The 17,996-nt window shown below is 60.0% G+C and carries 13 protein-coding genes; 9 read left to right on the top strand and 4 right to left on the bottom strand.

The window, feature by feature from the left end; translation table 11 throughout:
- Positions 1 to 14: 14 nt before the first annotated feature.
- The 9 genes from IEV53_RS12345 (at position 15) to IEV53_RS12305 (ending at position 13,015) form a co-directional block, all read left to right on the top strand.
- Positions 15 to 3,107 carry an efflux RND transporter permease subunit gene (locus IEV53_RS12345; RefSeq protein ID WP_188427140.1) on the top strand — a complete coding sequence of 1,031 codons (3,093 nt, stop codon included), beginning with the start codon at positions 15 to 17 and terminating at the stop codon, positions 3,105 to 3,107.
- Positions 3,104 to 4,603: an efflux transporter outer membrane subunit gene (locus IEV53_RS12340; protein ID WP_188427139.1), complete on the top strand. Its 1,500-nt coding sequence runs from the start codon at positions 3,104 to 3,106 to the stop codon at positions 4,601 to 4,603. The genes IEV53_RS12345 and IEV53_RS12340 overlap by 4 nt, the downstream gene beginning before the upstream one ends.
- A gap of 47 nt (positions 4,604 to 4,650) precedes the next feature.
- Entirely contained in the window at positions 4,651 to 6,444 is a 1,794-nt protein-coding gene (locus IEV53_RS12335) for a DUF885 domain-containing protein (protein ID WP_188427138.1), read from the top strand.
- Between the two features lie 319 nt (positions 6,445 to 6,763).
- Positions 6,764 to 8,041, top strand: coding sequence for an MATE family efflux transporter (locus IEV53_RS12330; RefSeq protein WP_188427252.1), 1,278 nt, complete (start codon positions 6,764 to 6,766; stop codon positions 8,039 to 8,041).
- Between the two features lie 523 nt (positions 8,042 to 8,564).
- A complete protein-coding gene (gene rfbB, locus IEV53_RS12325) occupies positions 8,565 to 9,620 on the top strand; it encodes a dTDP-glucose 4,6-dehydratase (protein WP_188427137.1) in 1,056 nt (351 codons plus the stop codon).
- A complete protein-coding gene (gene rfbA / locus IEV53_RS12320; protein WP_229719872.1) occupies positions 9,617 to 10,525 on the top strand; it encodes a glucose-1-phosphate thymidylyltransferase RfbA in 909 nt (302 codons plus the stop codon). The genes rfbB and rfbA overlap by 4 nt, the downstream gene beginning before the upstream one ends.
- 11 nt (positions 10,526 to 10,536) lie before the next feature.
- Positions 10,537 to 11,094: a dTDP-4-dehydrorhamnose 3,5-epimerase gene (gene rfbC, locus IEV53_RS12315; RefSeq protein ID WP_188427136.1), complete on the top strand. Its 558-nt coding sequence runs from the start codon at positions 10,537 to 10,539 to the stop codon at positions 11,092 to 11,094.
- The gene (gene rfbD, locus IEV53_RS12310; RefSeq protein ID WP_188427135.1) at positions 11,094 to 11,996 is read left to right on the top strand and encodes a dTDP-4-dehydrorhamnose reductase; all 903 of its coding nucleotides are present in this window, start codon (positions 11,094 to 11,096) and stop codon (positions 11,994 to 11,996) included. Before rfbC ends, rfbD begins: the two co-directional genes overlap by 1 nt.
- 50 nt (positions 11,997 to 12,046) lie before the next feature.
- Complete coding sequence (locus IEV53_RS12305) at positions 12,047 to 13,015, top strand: glycosyltransferase (RefSeq protein WP_188427134.1); 969 nt, start codon at positions 12,047 to 12,049, stop codon at positions 13,013 to 13,015.
- Here the strand turns inward: IEV53_RS12305 and IEV53_RS12300 are convergent.
- From IEV53_RS12300 to IEV53_RS12285, 4 genes are all read right to left on the bottom strand, one after another.
- Complete coding sequence (locus IEV53_RS12300; RefSeq protein WP_188427133.1) at positions 12,988 to 13,644, bottom strand: RluA family pseudouridine synthase; 657 nt, start codon at positions 13,642 to 13,644, stop codon at positions 12,988 to 12,990. The two genes, IEV53_RS12305 and IEV53_RS12300, sit on opposite strands and share 28 nt — an antisense overlap.
- A gap of 15 nt (positions 13,645 to 13,659) precedes the next feature.
- Positions 13,660 to 16,356, bottom strand: coding sequence for a DNA translocase FtsK (locus IEV53_RS12295; protein ID WP_229719871.1), 2,697 nt, complete (start codon positions 16,354 to 16,356; stop codon positions 13,660 to 13,662).
- Between the two features lie 274 nt (positions 16,357 to 16,630).
- Entirely contained in the window at positions 16,631 to 17,185 is a 555-nt protein-coding gene (gene rsmD / locus IEV53_RS12290) for a 16S rRNA (guanine(966)-N(2))-methyltransferase RsmD (RefSeq protein ID WP_188427131.1), read from the bottom strand.
- Positions 17,185 to 17,991 (bottom strand): pseudouridine synthase, encoded by an 807-nt coding sequence (locus IEV53_RS12285; RefSeq protein WP_188427130.1) that lies wholly within the window; start codon positions 17,989 to 17,991, stop codon positions 17,185 to 17,187. Before IEV53_RS12285 ends, rsmD begins: the two co-directional genes overlap by 1 nt.
- Between the last annotated feature and the right edge of the window lie 5 nt (positions 17,992 to 17,996).

Raw genomic sequence — 17,996 nt, 5'->3', positions numbered from 1 at the left:
GAGCCCTATAATCCGTGATCGCGACCCTGATTTCCTGGTGCTTTGCGCGCCGTCATATCGTTTTTATCTGCGCTGTCTTTCTGGCCCTTGCGGGTGGCTATGCCTGGCGTGTTCTGCCGGTAGAGGCCTATCCTGATCTCGGCGCTGTCAACGTTCAGGTCACTACCCAGGTTTCGGGTCTTGCTGCCGAAGAGATGGAGCAGCAGGTCACCGTGCCTCTTGAACGCGCCCTTGCTGCCGTACCGGGTGTGACCGAGAGCCGCTCAAGCAGCACGTTCGGCCTGTCGCTCATCACCCTGATCTTCCATGACGGGATCGATGTCTTTACGGCACGCCAGCTTGTGCTCGAATTGCTGGGCACGGCCAGCATGCCCGATGGCGTGACACCCCAGCTTGGCCCGATCACCGGGCCGGCAGGCGAGATTTTCCGCTACACGCTGGAATCGGATTCGATGGATCTGATGCAGCTTTCCGACGTGCAGCGCTGGATCGTCATTCCCACGCTGCAGCGCGTGCCAGGCATTGTGAACGTCAATAACTTTGGCGGTCTCACACGCGAATATCAGCTGGTGCTCAAGCCCGAGGCGCTGCTGCGCTACGGGCTCAGCACCGATGACGTGGTTAACGCCATCAAGAACAACAATGCCAATGCCGCGGGCGGGCGTGTCACGCGTGGCGAGCAATCCTATATCGTGCGCGGCGTAGGCATGATCCACACGCTGGACGACATGAAACGCATTGTCGTCGCGCAGCATAACGGCACGCCTGTCCTGCTGAGCGATCTGGGTCAGGTGCAGTTCGGCCATCAGATCCGTGAGGGTATTCTCGGCAAGGACAATAATCCCGATACCATCGAAGGCATCGTGACCATGCTGTCTGGCGCCAACCCGTCTCTGGTGCTGGACAACGTGCATGGCGTGGTCGACCAGTTGCAGGAGCGTCTCAAACCGCTCGATGTGCGTCTCGTCCCCTACATTGATCGCGATAATCTGGTGAAGGCCACCACCCACAAGGTCGGTGAGACCATGGTGGAGGGTATCGGCCTCGTTCTGGTCATTCTCACCCTGTTTCTCGGCAGCCCGCGCAGCGCCGTTGTGACGGCCGTCACCATTCCGCTCGCGCTCTCTACCGTCTTTGTGCTGATGCATTTCTTCGGTATGGCAGCCAATCTCTTCTCGCTCGGCGCCATCGATTTCGGCGTCATCGTGGACGGCGCCATCGTCATCACCGAGGCCATTCTGCGTCTGCGAGAGGAATCGCCGAAAGCGACATTGACCAGCACCGAAGTGCTGAGTGTCGCCCGTATCGCCGGGCGTTCGATCTTCTCGTCCACACTGATCATCATCGTGGCCTATAGCCCGCTCTTTGCGTTCGAGGGCAGCGAGGGCAAGCTGTTCCGGCCGATGGCCTATACGGTCAGCTTCGCCCTGATCGGCGCTCTGGCCTGTGCGCTCTGCCTCATTCCGACGCTCAGCTATCTGGCTTTGTACAAGCCACGCCGCATCTGGCATAACCGTCCGCTTGAGGCGCTGCATCATGCCTATGAGCGTGGCCTCAACCATATGCTGGCCCGCCCGCTGGTGACCTATATCGGTGGTGGTGCGGCCCTGCTGGCGGTTCTGGTTCTGGGGGCGACGGTCGGTCGCGAATTCCTTCCCGATCTCGATGAGGGCGCGCTCTGGCTTCAGGTGCAGCTCCCGACGGGTATCTCGCTTGATGAAGGCAGCCGTATTGCCAGCGAAGTGCGTTCGGCCATCAGGGAGTTCCCTGAGACGTCCTATGCGATCACCCAGCTTGGCCGAAATGATGACGGCACGGACCCGTGGACATTCTCGCATATCGAAATGCCTGTCGGGCTCAAACCCTATGATCAATGGGCATCTGGCGAGACCAAGGCGCAGTTCATCGCACGTCTGCGCGAGCGGCTTTCGCAGATTCCCGGGATCAGTTTCGGTATCAGCCAGCCTATTCAGGATGGCATGAACGATCTGGTGGGTGGTGCCCACTCACCGCTCGTCCTGCGCGTCTATGGCAATGACTTTCATGAACTGCGTCGTATCGGACGTGAGATCGTGGGCATTCTGCATGACGTGCCCGGCACAGCCGATGCCTCGATCTTCCAGGAGCCGCAGATACCGCAGCTCATGATCACGCCACGCCGCGATCAGGCTGCGCGCTATGGAATCAACGTATCGGATATCAGCACGGTCGTTCAGAATGCCATCGGCGATGGCGCCATCACCCAGGTCTATGTGGAAGACCGCGTCTATAATGCGACACTTCATGTGGGCAGCAGGGATCTGAACGACCTTGCCTCGATCCGCTCCCTGCCTCTGCGTTCGACCGAAGGCGCGCCCATCCCGCTGGCGGAAGTGGCCGATGTGGGTCTGCACATGGGTGAGAGCAACATTGCCCATGAGATGGGCGAGCGTCAGATCACCATTCGCGTTGATAATGGTCAGCGCCCGCTGTCGCAATATCTCGAGGATGCGCAAAAGCGCATCTCGGCACAGGTCCATTTCGACCCGCGCAAATACCGCCTGCAATGGGCAGGAAGTTTCGAGCAGGAACAGCGTGCCCAGGCCCGTCTGGGCGTGGCGCTTCTGGTCATGTTCTCGATCATGCTGCTGCTGCTGTTCATGGAATTCGGCACGTTCCGCCATGCGGTTCTGGTGCTCAGCGTAGTGCCGCTTGCCACGCTGGGCGGTCTGATCGCCCTGCATCTGCGTGGCGAGACGCTCAACATCGCAACTGCCGTGGGCTTCATCGCCCTCTTCGGTGTGGCCGTGCAGAACGGCATCATCATGATTGCGGCCATCAACCGGCACCATCGTGCCGGTCTGAGCATTCATGATTCGGTTCTGGCGGGTGCTGCCGAGCGTTTCCGCCCTGTCCTGATGACGGCGACGGTTGCCAGCGCAGGTATGTTGCCAGCTGCTCTCGCAACTGGCGTCGGCACGGATGTGCAGCGCGGTCTGGCTACCGTGGTGGTGGGCGGTCTGGGCATCGCAACCCTGTTGACCCTCTTCGTTCTGCCCGTCTTCTTTTTCGAGATGGAGCACTTCATAGAGCGCCGCAAGGCGCGCCGTTCGGGAGGCGTGTCATGAGGCAATCCCTCTTGCTGGGCTGCGCTGCCGCCCTTGCCCTGTCTGGTTGTGCCATAGGGCCTGATTTCCACAGGCCTGCGGTGCTAGGGAATGCCGGTTATCAGAGCACGGCTCTGCCGGGCTCTGTTCATGGCACATCCGGCAGCGGTGCGGCGGGTGCTGCCCAGACCCTGACCGTAGGCGCCGATCTGAGCGGAGAATGGTGGAAGGCGCTCGGGGCGCCCCAGCTTGACGCCCTCGTTGCCCGTGCCCTGCAGAACAACCCGTCGCTCAAATCGGCGCAAGCCTCGCTCAAGGCCGCTTATGAGCAGACAAAAGTAGCCGGGGCGCCTCTGCTTCCCAGCATTTCGGCCTCGTTCAATCCGACACGCAACAAGACGTCAAAGGCCTTGTCGCCTGTGCCGGGCAATAACGAGATGCTCTATAATCTGCACACGTTGCAGCTGAACATCTCGTACCAGCCCGATCTCTGGGGCGGGTTGCGCCGTCAGGTGGAAAACCAGGCCGCTCAGGCAGAGATGCAGCGTTTCCAGCTGATTGCGACGACGAACACGCTGGTGAACACGCTGATCGTGACGCTCATCACCCAATCGAGCGTCAACGCCCAGATCGAGGCCACAAAAGACATCATTGCGACCCAGCAGAAGCTGCTCGATGTGATGGAAAAGCAGTATCGCCTTGGCGACATAGCCGAGGCACAGGTTCTGGCGCAGAAGGCCGCCCTCGCCCAGGCACAGGCGACGCTGCCCCCTCTGCATCTGCAGGCCGAACAGGCGCATGACCAGATTGCCGCCCTTGTCGGCGTCACCCCGAACGAGATGCTGCCCGAGATCCCGCTCGAGACCTACCGTCTGCCTGCCACTCTGCCGGTCAGCCTGCCAAGCGCGCTTCTGTCGCAGCGTCCCGATATACGTGCGGCTGAGTCACAGATGCACAGCGCCAGCGCGCAGGTCGGTGTGGCGATTGCCAACCGGCTGCCCAATGTGCAGCTTTCCGCAACGCCGGGTCAGGCCATCAATGCGATGAGCCAGTTCTTCACACCCGGCTATGGCAACTGGTCGATTGGCGCCATGGTGGCGCAACCCATCTTCCAGGGTTTCGAGCTGATGCATCTCGAGCGTCAGGCGCGGGACAATCTGCTGGCGGCCACCGAACAATATAAAAACACCGTGCTGACCTCGATGCAGAACGTGGCCGACACGCTCCATGCGTTGCAGGATGATTCGGATGCGCTGACCATCAGCGCAGCGAATGAAGACGCTGCCGTGCGCAGCCTGCGCATTTCCCAGAGCCAGATGTCCTATGGAGATATCAGCCCCATCCTGCTCCAGGCGGCAGTGCAGATCGAGCTTGAGGCCCGCCTCAACCTGATCCAGGCCAAGGCGACACGGTTTACCGATAGTGTTGCCCTGTTTCAGGCGCTGGGTGGCGGGTGGTGGCATCGTAACGATACCGCTATGAAGGTTCCCTCGACAGACTGGCATGCGGCGTTCTGACCTTCCTGGCGTGCCGTGTGCCGGCGCGCTTAGGAGAACCATCGCTGATGAAGTCCCCCCGTCTCTCCCGCCTTGCCCTGCTTGGGTTCGGTTGCCTTCTCGGTGCGACAACCGCGCTCGCTTCTCCGGCTCAGGTCGTCACGTCTGACACCAGCGCCGCGACGGCCTTTGACAGGCTGCTCGACGAGGAATGGCAGTATCAGCTCAAAAACGCGCCCGAGCTCGCGACCTCGATCGGTGACTATCGTTACAATGACCGCTGGAGCGATCTCTCCCTTGCCCATATCAAGGGTTCGGTTCCGGTCCTGACGGGGTTTCTGAAGCGTTTCGAGGCTATCACGCCCTCATCGCTCGATGACCAGCGCCAGATCAGCCGTGCCATGATCATCCAGCAGCTTCAGGATACGCTCGAGGGTATCCGTCTCAAGACCTATGAGATGCCCATCGACCAGATGAACGGCGCCCAGCTGCAATATCCGGGCTTCGTCTCCAGCATTCCGTTCGATACCACGAAGCATTACGAGGACTACCTCACCCGTCTGCGTGGCATTCCGAAGGCGATCGATCAGGTCATTGCCTTGGCTCGTCTGGGTGAGAAAGACGGCCTCATGCCGCCGCGTTTCCTGCTTGAAAAAGCCGAGCAGCAGGTCGAGCAGATTGCAGCACCCGAAGGGGAAAAAAGTCCGTTCGGCGAGCCTGTTACGAAATTCCCTGCCAGCGTTTCCGCTGCGGATCAGGCACGTCTGCGCAAGGCGATTATTGCCGCCATCGATCATGACGTGCGACCGGCCTATCAGCGTCTGGCTGTTTTCATGAAGCAGGGCTACGCTGCCCATGGTCGCACTCAGGAGGGTGTCTGGGCACTTCCGGGAGGGGATGCGCTTTATCGCTATGATATCCGCACCCTGACCACCACAACCATGACGCCGAAGGAAATCCACCAGCTCGGGCTCGATCAGGTTGCAAAGATCGAGGGCGAGATGGGCGAGATTGCCCACAAGCTCGGCTTTTCCGATCTGGCAGCCCTGCGCGCCTCCGTGGACAAGGACCCCAAGCTCTACGCCACGTCGCGCGAGCAGATCATCGATCTCTACCGCAAGTATATCGCGCAGATGGAGCCCGCCCTCACACGCGATTTCGACAGGATCCCGACTACCAAACTGGAAGTGCGTCCCGTCGAGCGCTATCGCGAGGCCGAGGCGGCTGGCGCCGAATATCACCAGGGCACGCCCGATGGCTCACGCCCTGGCATCGTGTTCGTCAACACTGGCGATTATGCCAAGCGCGATATCTATACGATCGAGGATACAGCCTATCACGAGGGGGTGCCTGGTCATCACTTCCAGATCTCCACGGCGCAGTCCCTGCCGTTGCCGCCTTTCCGTCAGCAGGGGTTCTATAATGCCTATATTGAAGGCTGGGCGCTTTATGCCGAGGGCCTGGGCAAGGAGTTGGGCTTCTACAAGGATCTCTACAGCGATTATGGTCGCCTGAACGGGGAGCTTCTGCGTGCAGATCGTCTGGTTCTGGATACGGGTGTGCATGATCTGCACTGGACCCGCGCCCAGATGCTGGAATTCTTCCATGCGCATCCGCCCACCAGCGAGCCTGACATGCAGGCCGAGACGGATCGCTACATTGCCTGGCCCGGTCAGGCTCTGGGCTACATGCTTGGCCAGCAGACCATTCTGCGTCTGCGCGAAAAGGCGAAAACCGAGCTTGGCTCGAAATTCGACATCCGCAAATTCCACGATGTCGTGCTTTCAGGTGGTGCCCTGCCGCTGAACCTGCTCGCCGATCGCGTGGATGCCTGGATCAAGGAAGTGAAGGCCCAGAAGTAAGAGGGCAGGCGGGGGGCGCTGCCACGCCCCCCGCCAAAGGACGGACGTCCCTTGGGAACCTGATTGAGTCGAAGCGGGGATCGAAGGGCCTTGCCCCTTCGCGGGGCCGGGGCAGAGCGCTGGAATATCGGTAAAAAAAGCTCCATTCCGAATTTCTGTCGTTCCCACTGGCCTGCGAACAGGGCAGGATCATGGGGATATGTCTCTGACTTCGCCTCCCCCCGACAAGATTTCCCCCGATGATCTGGCGCAGCAGGAGCCACCGCCTGAGGTTGATCTCAAGGCGACCCGCCCGGCGCGCTTCGTTCATGGCAGTATCATGCGCCATGTCGTGGTCATGGCAGGGACAGGCGCAATCGGGCTGATGGCCGTCTTCGCGGTCGATCTGCTCAACTTCTGGTACATTTCGCATCTGCATGACCCGGCGCTGACGGCAGCCATCGGCTTTGCCGCGGCGCTTGGCTATGTGCAGGTAGCCGTCTCGATCGGCATGACGATCGGTCTCGGTGCCATTATCGGGCGGCTGATCGGAGCGCGGCGTGTCATACGGGCGCGACGTTTCGCATCGGCTTTCATGGTGGTGATGGTCGCGGTCACAGCCGTGCTTGGCAGTCTGACGGCGGTTCTGGCGTCTTTTCTGCTTACGCTGCTCGGGGCGCGGGGAGAGGCGCTGATTCAGGCGGTCGGGTTCCTCCATCTCGTCTCGCCATTCCTGCCTCTGGTCTGTTACGGCATGGCGCAGTCGGCCTTGCTGCGCTGCGTGGGTGACGCTCGTCGCTCGATGCAGGTCACGCTGGTTGGCGCTTTTGTCTCAGCCCTGCTCGATCCGATCCTTATCTTCGGGTTCCATATGGGTCTGACAGGCGCTGCCATCAGCACGATCATCTCGCGGGGGACCGTGGTGGCTTTCGGCTTTTACAGCCTGCGCAACCACCGCATGCTGGAACGGCCGCGTCTCTGGGCGATCGCGCCTGCAACGCGCCAGATCGGGGGGGTGGCCCTGCCCGCCATCGCGACCAATCTGGCCACGCCGATCGGTGGGCTTTTCACGACGCATTTCATGTCGCGATTTGGGCTGGAAGCGATTTCGGGTCAGGCAACGATTGATCGCATTGTGCCGGTTGCCTTTGCCTTTGTGTTTGCCCTGACAGGCTCTGTCGGGCCGATAATGTCGCAGAATCTGGGTGCCGGAAAGAAAGACCGTGTGCGCGAGACGCTTTATGCCTCGCTCAAGCTCACGGCTTTATGCGTGGTGTTGACCTGGGCCATTCTGGCGGCGTTCCATACCCCCATCCTGCATCTCTTCGCGTCGAAAGGGGTGGCGATACGTATCGTCACGCTGTTCTGCTGCTGGCTGGTGGCGAGCTACTTCTTCGTGGGTCTGCTATTCGTCTCGAACACGGCTTTCAACAATCTCGGCCATCCGCTTTATTCGACCGGGTTCAACTGGGGGCGGGCCACGCTGGGAACGATCCCGTTTGTGTGGATCGGCTCCTTTTATGGACCAATCGGTATTCTGGTCGGTCAGTCTCTGGGGGTTGTGATTTTCGGAAGCCTGGCAGCCTTGACGGCGTTCAGGGTGATCAAACGGATCTGAGTGCGCGAGAGCCCTCACGGGCTGTTTATCGACGTGTGACTCAAAGAACCCGATGAGCTGAAAAATTGTGTCATCTTCGTGTAAGGACGCGATATTGAATAGAAAATAACAGAGAATTGAGAAAAATAATAAATAAATACGAATAAAACCATTGATATTAATGTATAACGATAATTTCACTAAAATAGTATAATTCTATTTCTTGCAATGATATACAAATCAATTCTCTATAAGTATCTTTCTTTAGATAAAGTTGCGTATTCTCGTGGAAAAATTCACAGAACAGTCTTCTTCTCTCAACAATTTTCAGGGTTATATGTATTTTTATTGAAATAATCTGAGCCGCCTCTCCATCTGACCCAGACATCTTTTTTTTCGTCTTCGCAACAAGAAGATACGTCTATGTATTTTGTCGCACATCGTATCTTTCCTATCCACCCTTGCAGATTATACTGGGAGAATGACAAGGCGGTGCGGATGCCCGGATTTGCCGCCCCTGAAAATGCTGTGACTGAGAGTAACGATGCGAATATTGTTGACAGGTGGCTGCGGGTTCATTGGATCTGCCGTGGTCAGGTATCTAATACGTCAGACGTCTCATGAAGTGCTCAATGTGGACTGCATGACCTATGCAGCCTCAGAGGAGACGGTTGGCGAGGTGGCTGCCGATCCGCGCTATCGTCACGCTGCCGTCAATATCGTCAACGGTGTCGAGCTTCAGAAGCTTTTTGACGAATACCGTCCCGATGCCGTGATGCATCTTGCAGCAGAGAGCCATGTCGATCGCTCGATCGATGGGCCCGGTGTGTTCGTCGAGACGAATGTGACCGGGACATACGCGCTGCTCGAGGCTGCTCGCCGCTACTGGCAGACGCTTGGTGCCGAGGCGCAGAAGGCATTCCGTTTCCATCATATCTCGACTGACGAAGTGTTCGGCCATCTCGAACTCGACGATCCGCCATTCACAGAGACGACGCCTTACGACCCCCGCAGCCCGTATTCAGCGTCCAAGGCGGCTTCGGATCATCTGGTGCGCGCCTGGTATCACACCTATGGTCTGCCCACCTTCGTGACCAACACGACCAATAATTACGGTATCTGGCACTTCCCCGAGAAGCTCATCCCGCTGGTGACGATCAATGCGCTCGAGGGTAAGGAACTGCCGGTTTACGGCAAGGGCGAGAACATTCGCGACTGGCTTTTTGTCGAAGATCATGCCGAGGCGCTGGTGAAGGCTGTCGAGCGTGGTCAGCCTGGCGAAACCTATGCCATCGGCGCCCGCCAGCCGCGCACCAATCTCGATGTCGTCAAGACGATCTGCGCAGTGCTCGACGAATTGTCGCCTGATCCGGCCGGGCCGCGCGAGCGTCTGATCCGGTTTGTCACCGATCGTCCCGGTCACGATTTCCGTTATGAGATTGACCCCAGCCACGCTGTAAAGGCGCTCGACTGGAAGGCGAAGCACGATTTCGAAACGGGCATTCGTCGCACCGTTCAATGGTATCTCGACAACCGTCACTGGTGGGAAGGCATACGCGCCCGCCGCTACACCGGACAGAGACTGGGAACAAAAGCATGAGCACCGAAAACGCCAAGCCAATGAAGGGCATTCTTCTGGCCGGGGGCTCGGGTACGCGCCTGCATCCCATGACGCTGGCAACCTCGAAGCAGTTGCTTCCGGTCTATGACAAGCCGATGATCTATTATCCTCTGACCACGCTCATGCTGGCGGGGATCAAGGATATCATGATCATCAGCACGCCGCATGATCTGCCGCAGTTCAAGCGTCTGCTTGGAGACGGTTCGCAGTTTGGCGTACATTTCGAGTATCGTGAGCAGCCTTCGCCCGATGGTCTGGCGCAGGCTTTCCTGATTGCGGAAGACTGGATTGACGGGTCGCCTTGCGCGCTTGCCCTCGGCGATAACCTGATATTTGCCGATCATCTGAGCGTATTGCTGCGTGCTGCTGCGGCACGTCCCAAGGGCGCGACGGTCTTTGCCTATCAGGTGCGTGACCCCGAGCGTTATGGCGTGGTCAGTTTCGACGAGAGCGGTCGTGCGCAGCGTATCATCGAAAAGCCCAGTGAACCGGAATCGAGCTGGGCTGTGACAGGCCTCTATTTCTACGACAGCCGTGTCGTCGAATTTGCGAAGAAGGTGCAGCCGAGCCCGCGTGGCGAACTCGAGATTACCGATCTCAACCAGATGTATCTGGCAGAAGGGTCGCTTCAGGTTGATCGTCTGGGCCGTGGCTGCGCCTGGCTCGATGCCGGTATGCCGGACAGTCTCATGCAGGCAGGGCTTTTCGTTCAGACCATTCAGTCCCGTCAGGGCATGCTGGTAGGCTCACCGACCGAAGTCGCCTATCGCATGGGCTTCATTGATCGTGAGCAGCTCATTGTTCAGGGTAACGCCAAAAAGAAGACCGAACTGGGTCGTATGCTGCTGGAACTTGCGCAGCAGACCCAGTCAGGCAGAAACTAGGAGCCGGTCCCATGAAAGTCGAACGTCTCGCCATTCCTGACGTCATTCTGGTCACCCCGCAGCGTTTCAGCGATACCCGCGGGTTCTTTTCCGAAACCTATAATCATCAGAAGATGGTCGAGGCAGGAATCGATCTGACCTTCGTGCAGGACAATCAGAGCCTGTCGGTTCAGAAAGGTGTTCTGCGCGGCCTGCATTCGCAGGTAGCGCCGTTCGTTCAGGGCAAGCTCGTACGTTGCACCAAGGGCGCGATCTGGGATGTGGCCGTTGACGCACGCACCGGTTCGCCGACCTATGGGAAGTGGGTTGCTGCTGAGCTTTCCGAAGAGAACTGGTCGCAGCTCTGGGTTCCCCCCGGCTTTCTGCATGGCTTTGTCACCTTGCAGGAAAACACCGAAGTGCAGTACAAATGCACCTCCCTTTATGACAAGGCGTCCGAGCGAGCCGTCATCTGGAATTGTCCGCATCTGGCGATCGACTGGCCGATCACCGAGAGCGAAGTGGTGCTGTCTGACAAGGACAAGATTGCACCGCATTTTACCGAAGCCAAGGGATGGTTCCAGTACTGATGAGCACGGCAACGGAAAAGCACATACTCGTCACGGGTGGTCAGGGTCAGCTTGCGACCTCGCTGAAAATGCTTGGCGGTGATCGGGTCGTGGTGGTGGGCCGCCCCGCTTTCGATCTTGCCTCATCCGAGACGATGGCGACCACGCTCGATCGGGTCAAACCGTCTGTGGTCGTTAATGCCGCAGCCTGGACTGCGGTCGATCTGGCCGAGAGCGAGATCGAAGGGGCGACCATCGCCAATGAGACCGGACCGGCAGAACTGGCGCGGCTTTGTGCCGAGCGCAATATTCCACTGATCCATGTGTCCACGGATTATGTCTATGCGGGTGACAAGGGCACGCCCTATGTCGAGACCGATCCGGTCACCCCACAGACAGTCTATGGCCGCACCAAGGCTGCGGGCGAACAGGCTGTCCTGAAAGCCCAGCCGCACAGCATCGTCTTGCGCACTTCCTGGGTCTATTCGGGTCACTGCAAGAACTTTGTTCGCACCATGGTCAATGCAGGTGCGAAGAATACCCATCTCAAGGTGGTGGGCGATCAATACGGTAATCCGACCAGTTCAGATGATCTGGCAACGGCGATTCTGTCCATTTCAGATCAGGTCGAAGCCGGATGGCAGGACAAATTTGCTGGTCTCTACCATGCCAGCGGCACGGGTGAGACCAGTTGGCACGGTCTTGCAGTAGCTGCTCTTGAGGAAGCCGTCCGACATGGGCAGGCCATGCCTGTCGAGGTTGCTGCCATCCGCACGGAGGATTGGCCGACCCCGGCAAAGCGTCCTCAGGATTCCCGCCTCGATTGCAGCAGGCTCAAGCAGGTTTTCGGCATCAGCCTGCCGGAATGGCGCGATGGCGTCACCCGTGCGGTCGATGAGCATTTTGCGACCAAGCCAATCTGAACGTGTCTGTAGAGGGCAGGACGATTTTTGAAGCACCGCGTTTATACGCGGTGGGAGGAAGGGACGCCCAAAGGGCGGCACCGCCGCCCGTAGCGATCCTGCTTTCCGTCTATAACGGCGAGGCCTTTCTCAACCAGCAGCTTGACAGCTTTCTAGCGCAGACTGATGCCAATTGGTGTCTTTACTGGCGCGATGACGGGTCTCAGGATGCGTCGCGCGCCATCATGCTGTCTTTTCAGGAGCATCGTGGCCTGGGACGATGCGTCGAGATCGAGGCTGAACCGGGTAATCTCGGGGTAGCCTGTTCCTATGCCCTGCTGCTCGCCGCAGCCCCCCAGGATGCCCTCATTGCCTTCGCTGATCAGGACGATGTCTGGGTGCCGCAAAAACTTGTCTGGGCACGTGAGAAACTCGCAGGTTTGACAGGACCTGCCCTGTATTGCGCGCGTCAGTTCCTTACCGATGAAAAGCTGCAGGTATTCGGGCCATCACTGCCTCTCAGGCGTATTCCCGATTTCTATTCGGCCCTGATCCAGAATATCGCGACCGGTCATACGGTGATGCTCAACGCCGAGGCAGCGGCACTCATCCGGTCGGTTCACGCGCCGAAAGGCGTGCTCCATGACTGGTGGAGCTATGTGCTGGTGCTGGGAGCCGGGGGGCAGATTGTTTTCGATGACCGATGTGTGAGTTTTTACCGGCAGCATCGGCGTAATGCTGTGGGTGTCGAGCGGTCACTGTTCGCCAGAGGAATGCGGGCCTTGCGTCGTGGCCCCAAGGCCTTCATGGCCTTGCTCGTGGCACTGGTTGTCCGTTTGCAGGACCCTGATTGCGCCGAAGCCCTCAAGCCGGAGGCTGGTGTATTTCTGTCGCGCCTCCAGACTGTGCTTGGCGGCGGATTTGGAACACGCCTGCGTTTTCTGCTGACAGAGCGCAGCTTCATCCGTCAGCGCCCGGCCGAGACCTGGCTGTTCCGGTTCTGGTTTCTGTTTTACGGCAGCGTCAGGCTGAAATCATGACAGGTGCGGCGGAACGTATCTGACGGCTCGGCGCGCGCAGAAACCTGCTCTGTCGTAAGTGTCGCGTGCAGCGAACGGCTCATCAGATGCAAGGCACCGGTGCCGCCCCCATAACGGCCATCGCCGATAATAGGACAGCCAAGAACTGCACAATGCACGCGTGCCTGGTGGGTACGCCCCGTGAGCAACGTCAATTCCATCAGAGCCCTGCCTTGGCTGCGTGAAAGCACACGCCAGGCGGTCACGGCTTTCTGCCCATTGGCGTGGCGCGCCATGTGCCAGCCCTCTTTCGTCGCGACCTTGCGCAGCGGGGTGTCGATGACGCCTTCGTTTTCCACCGGGGCTTTTCCAACGACGGCCCAGTAGGTCTTGCGGACCTGCCCGGAGGCGAAAAGCGCCTGCGCCTCTACGAGAGCCTGCTTGCGCAATGCAATCATGAGACAGCCCGAGGTATCGGCATCAAGGCGATGGACCAGCCACGGACCATCCTTGCGTCGTGACAGAAGCGGAAACAGCGCCTCGACCGAATGCGTCGTTTTCGGGCCCGGATGAACGGGGAGCCCAGCGGGCTTGTCGATCACGATGAGACGCGGGCTCTGATACAGGATGGGATAGGGGAAATCCGACATTGGGGGAGGGGAGGATCAGTCTTCGTCGCGCTGACGGCGGGCCAGAACCTCGCGCTTGCCGACATGATTGGCCGAACTCACGATGCCTTCCTTTTCCATCTGCTCGATGATCTTGGCGGCACGATTATAGCCGATCGACAGATGGCGCTGGATGAAGGAGGTCGAGGCCTTACCTTCGCGCGTCACCAGATCGACCGCCTGATCGAAAAGGCTGGCTTCAGCATCATATCCGCCGCCATTCATGCCATTGCCGCTCGAAGAAGCGCTCCCGCCCTCGTCCTCGAGGCTGGAGATCACCTCATCATTATAGATCGGCTCGCCCTTGCTGCGCAGGTCTGCCACGACATCCTCGACTTCGCTGTCTGTCACGAAGGGGCCATGCACGCGGGTAATGCGCGCAGCACCCTGCATGTAAAGCATGTCGCCCTGGCCAAGCAGCTGCTCGGCGCCCTGCTCGCCCAGAATGGTGCGGCTGTCGAACTTGCTGATGACCTGGAAGGAGATACGTGTCGGGAAATTGGCCTTGATGGTGCCGGTGATCACATCGACTGAAGGACGCTGGGTCGCCATGATGACGTGAATGCCTGCGGCTCGCGCCTTCTGCGCCAGACGCTGTACGGCGGCTTCGATTTCCTTGCCTGCGACCATCATCAGATCGGCCATTTCGTCGATCACCACCACGATATGCGGCATGGTTTCGAGCGCGAGCTGTTGCTCATCGAAAACAGGCTGGCCCGTTTCGGGGTCAAACCCCGTCTGCACACGACGCGTCACCAGCTCACCCGTCGAGCGCACCTGACGCACGCGCTGGTTATAACCCGTGATATTGCGCACCTGCAGATGGGCCATGGAGCGATAGCGTTTGTCCATCTCGCGCACGGTCCATTTGAGCGCGGCAACGGCCTTGTTCGGTTCGGTTACGACCGGCGTCAGCAGATGCGGGATACCGTCATAGATCGAAAGTTCGAGAATTTTCGGGTCAATCATGATCAGGCGGCATTCTTCCGGCGTCAGCCGGTAGAGCAGCGACAGGATCATGGCATTCACGCCAACCGATTTGCCCGAACCCGTGGTGCCGGCGATCAGCAGATGCGGCATCTTGGCGAGATCGGCATAGACCGGGTTGCCTGCAATATCCTTGCCGAGTGCCAGACGAAGCTGCGCACCGGGTTCGAGGAACTCGGGCGTGTCGAGCAGTTCGGAGAAATAGACGGTCTCGCGTGAGGCGTTCGGCACCTCGATGCCGATGACATTACGCCCCGGCACGGTTGCGATACGCACGCTCAGCACCGAAAGCGATCGTGCAATGTCATCGGCCAGACCGATCACACGGGCCGAACGGATGCCCGGCGCCGGTTCCAGCTCATAAAGCGTGACCACGGGCCCGGCATGGATGTCGCCGATCTGCCCCTGTACGCCGTAATCAGACAGAACCTGTTCCAGCAGGCGCGCATTGGCCTGCAGCACCTCATTGGAGGGGCCGCTGCCACCATGGGCCGGCGCCTTGCGGAGCAGGCCGAGCGAGGGCGGCTGCCAGCCCGCGCTTTCCCAGCCCTGACGTGCGGCAGCAGCGGGTTGTTCATGGCTGGGGCGCTCTGTGCGGGCACGTCCGAACCCGAAAAATCCGCGCTTGGGCTCCTCTTGCGGCTGAGGTCTTGGGGCCGGTTCCTCCGCATAAGGCGTGGCGTCTTCGATCTCGGCATAACGCGTCACGGCCGCCGGGCGGGGGCCGCTTTCCTGATCGCGGGCGATCTGTGCCAGCTGCATGGCATAGGGATTGGCAGGTGCAGAGGGCTCGGCCACGGGGGACGTCTGGGTGCGCGCCTGTGAGCTCTGCGTTTGGGTATTCTGCGTCTGGGTGTTCGCAAGGGCCGGCAGCGCTTCGTCGATCTTCTCCGGAGGCTGGAGCCATCCTGTGTTGGCCGGGATGAAGGGCTGGCGCGCCGTTTCGCTGGCCTGTCTGGGCGAGGGGTAGGGATGCTCATGGCGATAGGCATTCGCCTCGATCGGCTCGTAGCTGCTCCAGTCAGGGGGTGTTGTCTGACGGGCGCGATTGCCCATGCGGCGCGCCAGATGTTCCGATCCCTTGCCCACGGAGCGGGCGCCCCTGAACAGGGCGCGCCACTCACTACGGCGCAGACCAACCGCAAGCGGAATAAGAAGGACTGTCAGAAGCAGGCCGAGCAGGGAAAAAATTACGCCGCCCGCCCGGCCGAGCGTCGCCCGCCCGGTTGCGACCAGATGATCGGCCAGAACGAGCCCCAGCTGTCCGCCAAGCCCAGCCCGCGAAGGCCAGCTTGTGGTCAGAACCGGCATCAGAACCTGCAGGGTGGCGATAAGCGCCGCCGCAACCGGCAGCAGGCACAGAAAGGCTATAAAGCGCAGGATGGGCACGCTGAGCGCATGATGGCGCACGATCTGCCACGCCCAGCACAGCATGACGATAATCGGCAGCGCGCTGGCCAGGCCAAGCCATTGCACCAGCCCATCGGCAAGGGTTGCTCCGGGTTGCCCCAGAAGGTTGGTGGGTACAGCCGTGGTCGCGGTATCAAAAGACGGGTCCTGCGGATTATAGCTCCACAGGGCGACACCGAGCGCAAGCGCAAGAGCAAGCAGGACAAACCCGCCAAGCTCCGTCAACCGGTCATGCAACTGGCTGCGTAGTCTGGGCGAGGCGTTGGCGGGTGAGAGCCAGCGGCTGAACAAAGCCAAATTCACATCTTCCTGTGCTTGCGCAATTCGTTGCACCCCGCACATGGGGCGTCGAGCATCGTCTGAAACTATACCTGTCGTATGGCAGAACTATAGCGGAACAACGCGGCGAGACGAGAGCAAAAAAGGACAGATTTCCGCCAATCTCGTGTCATGCGGGGCTCGGCCCCGCTCCTCGCTAAAAGACGGTCGTCCTTTGGCAAACCTGATTGATTAAACTGGGGATCGAGGGGGGGGGCTTGTCCCTCCGCAGGTCAAGGGCGGAGCTCCGGGATCACGAAGCCCGCCAGATCCTGACCTGAGCGACACCGAAGCGACGCTCGGTCAGAAGGGGGAGATCGACAGCGAGTTCGTCTTTGACGGCAGTTTCGGCCACGATAACGGCACCGGGCGCGATCCAGCCCGAGCGGGTCAGGGCCTTGAGGGCAGCGGGCACCAGGTCTTTGCCATAAGGCGGGTCAAGGAAGACGAGCGTGCAGGGGCGAGAGGCGCGCGGTGCGCGGGTCACATCGCATGTCAGCACCGAGAGGTCACGATCATCAAAGCGGCAGGCGCGGATATTGGCCGAGATCACGGCGCGGGCGCTACGGTCCTGCTCCATGAAAATGGCCGAAGCTGCGCCGCGGGAGAGAGCCTCAAGACCAAGAGCACCTGTGCCAGCGAAAGCATCAAGCACGTGGGCTTCATGCAGAAAATCCGCTCCCGCCCAGGGGGCGTGGGCCAGCATGTCGAAAACGGCCTGACGGGCGCGGTCGGAGGTGGGGCGGGTGGTTTCGCCCCGAGGGGATTGAAGGGCGACGCCTTTGCGCTCACCGCCGACGATACGCATTATTCTTCTTCGGCTTCAGGGCTGGCGATGTCGGGGGTCTTGTCTTTCACGACACGGCGAACACGACGCGGGGCAGCGGCGAGTCCGGGAACCTGTTCGCGCAGGATCTTGCCCTGAACCTCTTCAATCTCGCGCTTCTGCAGCGTGCCGAGCTGGAATGGGCCGTAGGAAACGCGGATCAGACGGCTGACATGCAGATTGAGCCCCATCATGACGCGGCGGATTTCGCGGTTCTTGCCTTCCTGAAGGCTGACAGTCAGCCAGGCATTATCGCCTTTCTGCGAGTCCAGACCGGCTTCGATGGGGCCGTAGCGCACGCCTTCGAATTCCGAGCCGTTGGCCAGAGCGGCCAGCTTGCGCTCGTCCACCACGCCGAACACGCGCACGCGATAGCGGCGGATCCAGGAATTCGAGGGCAGCTCGAGGCGCCGGGCCAGTTCACCGTCATTGGTGAGCAGGAGCAGCCCTTCGGAATTGATATCGAGACGCCCGACGCTCACCACACGGGGCATGCCCTCGGGCAGGGAGTCGAACACGGTGGGACGGCCCTGGGGGTCGCGATGGGTGGTCATCAGCCCGTCGGGCTTGTGATAACGCCAGACGCGTGTGTGTTCCTTGTTGCCGATCACCTTGCCGTCGAGCTGGATGATATCGCCATCCTGCACGAAGGTGGCGGGATGCTCGACCGAAGAGCCGTTCATGCGAATGCGCCCGGCTTCGATCATGCGCTCAATGTCGCGTCGGCTGCCTACGCCAGCGCGGGCCATCCATTTGGCGATGCGCTCGCCCTTTTGTTCTTCGGTCATGCTCG

It is taken from the genome of Asaia siamensis (genome assembly GCF_014635085.1).
GTDB lineage: Bacteria > Pseudomonadota > Alphaproteobacteria > Acetobacterales > Acetobacteraceae > Asaia > Asaia siamensis.
This window is presented reverse-complemented; position numbering and strand designations above follow the sequence as displayed.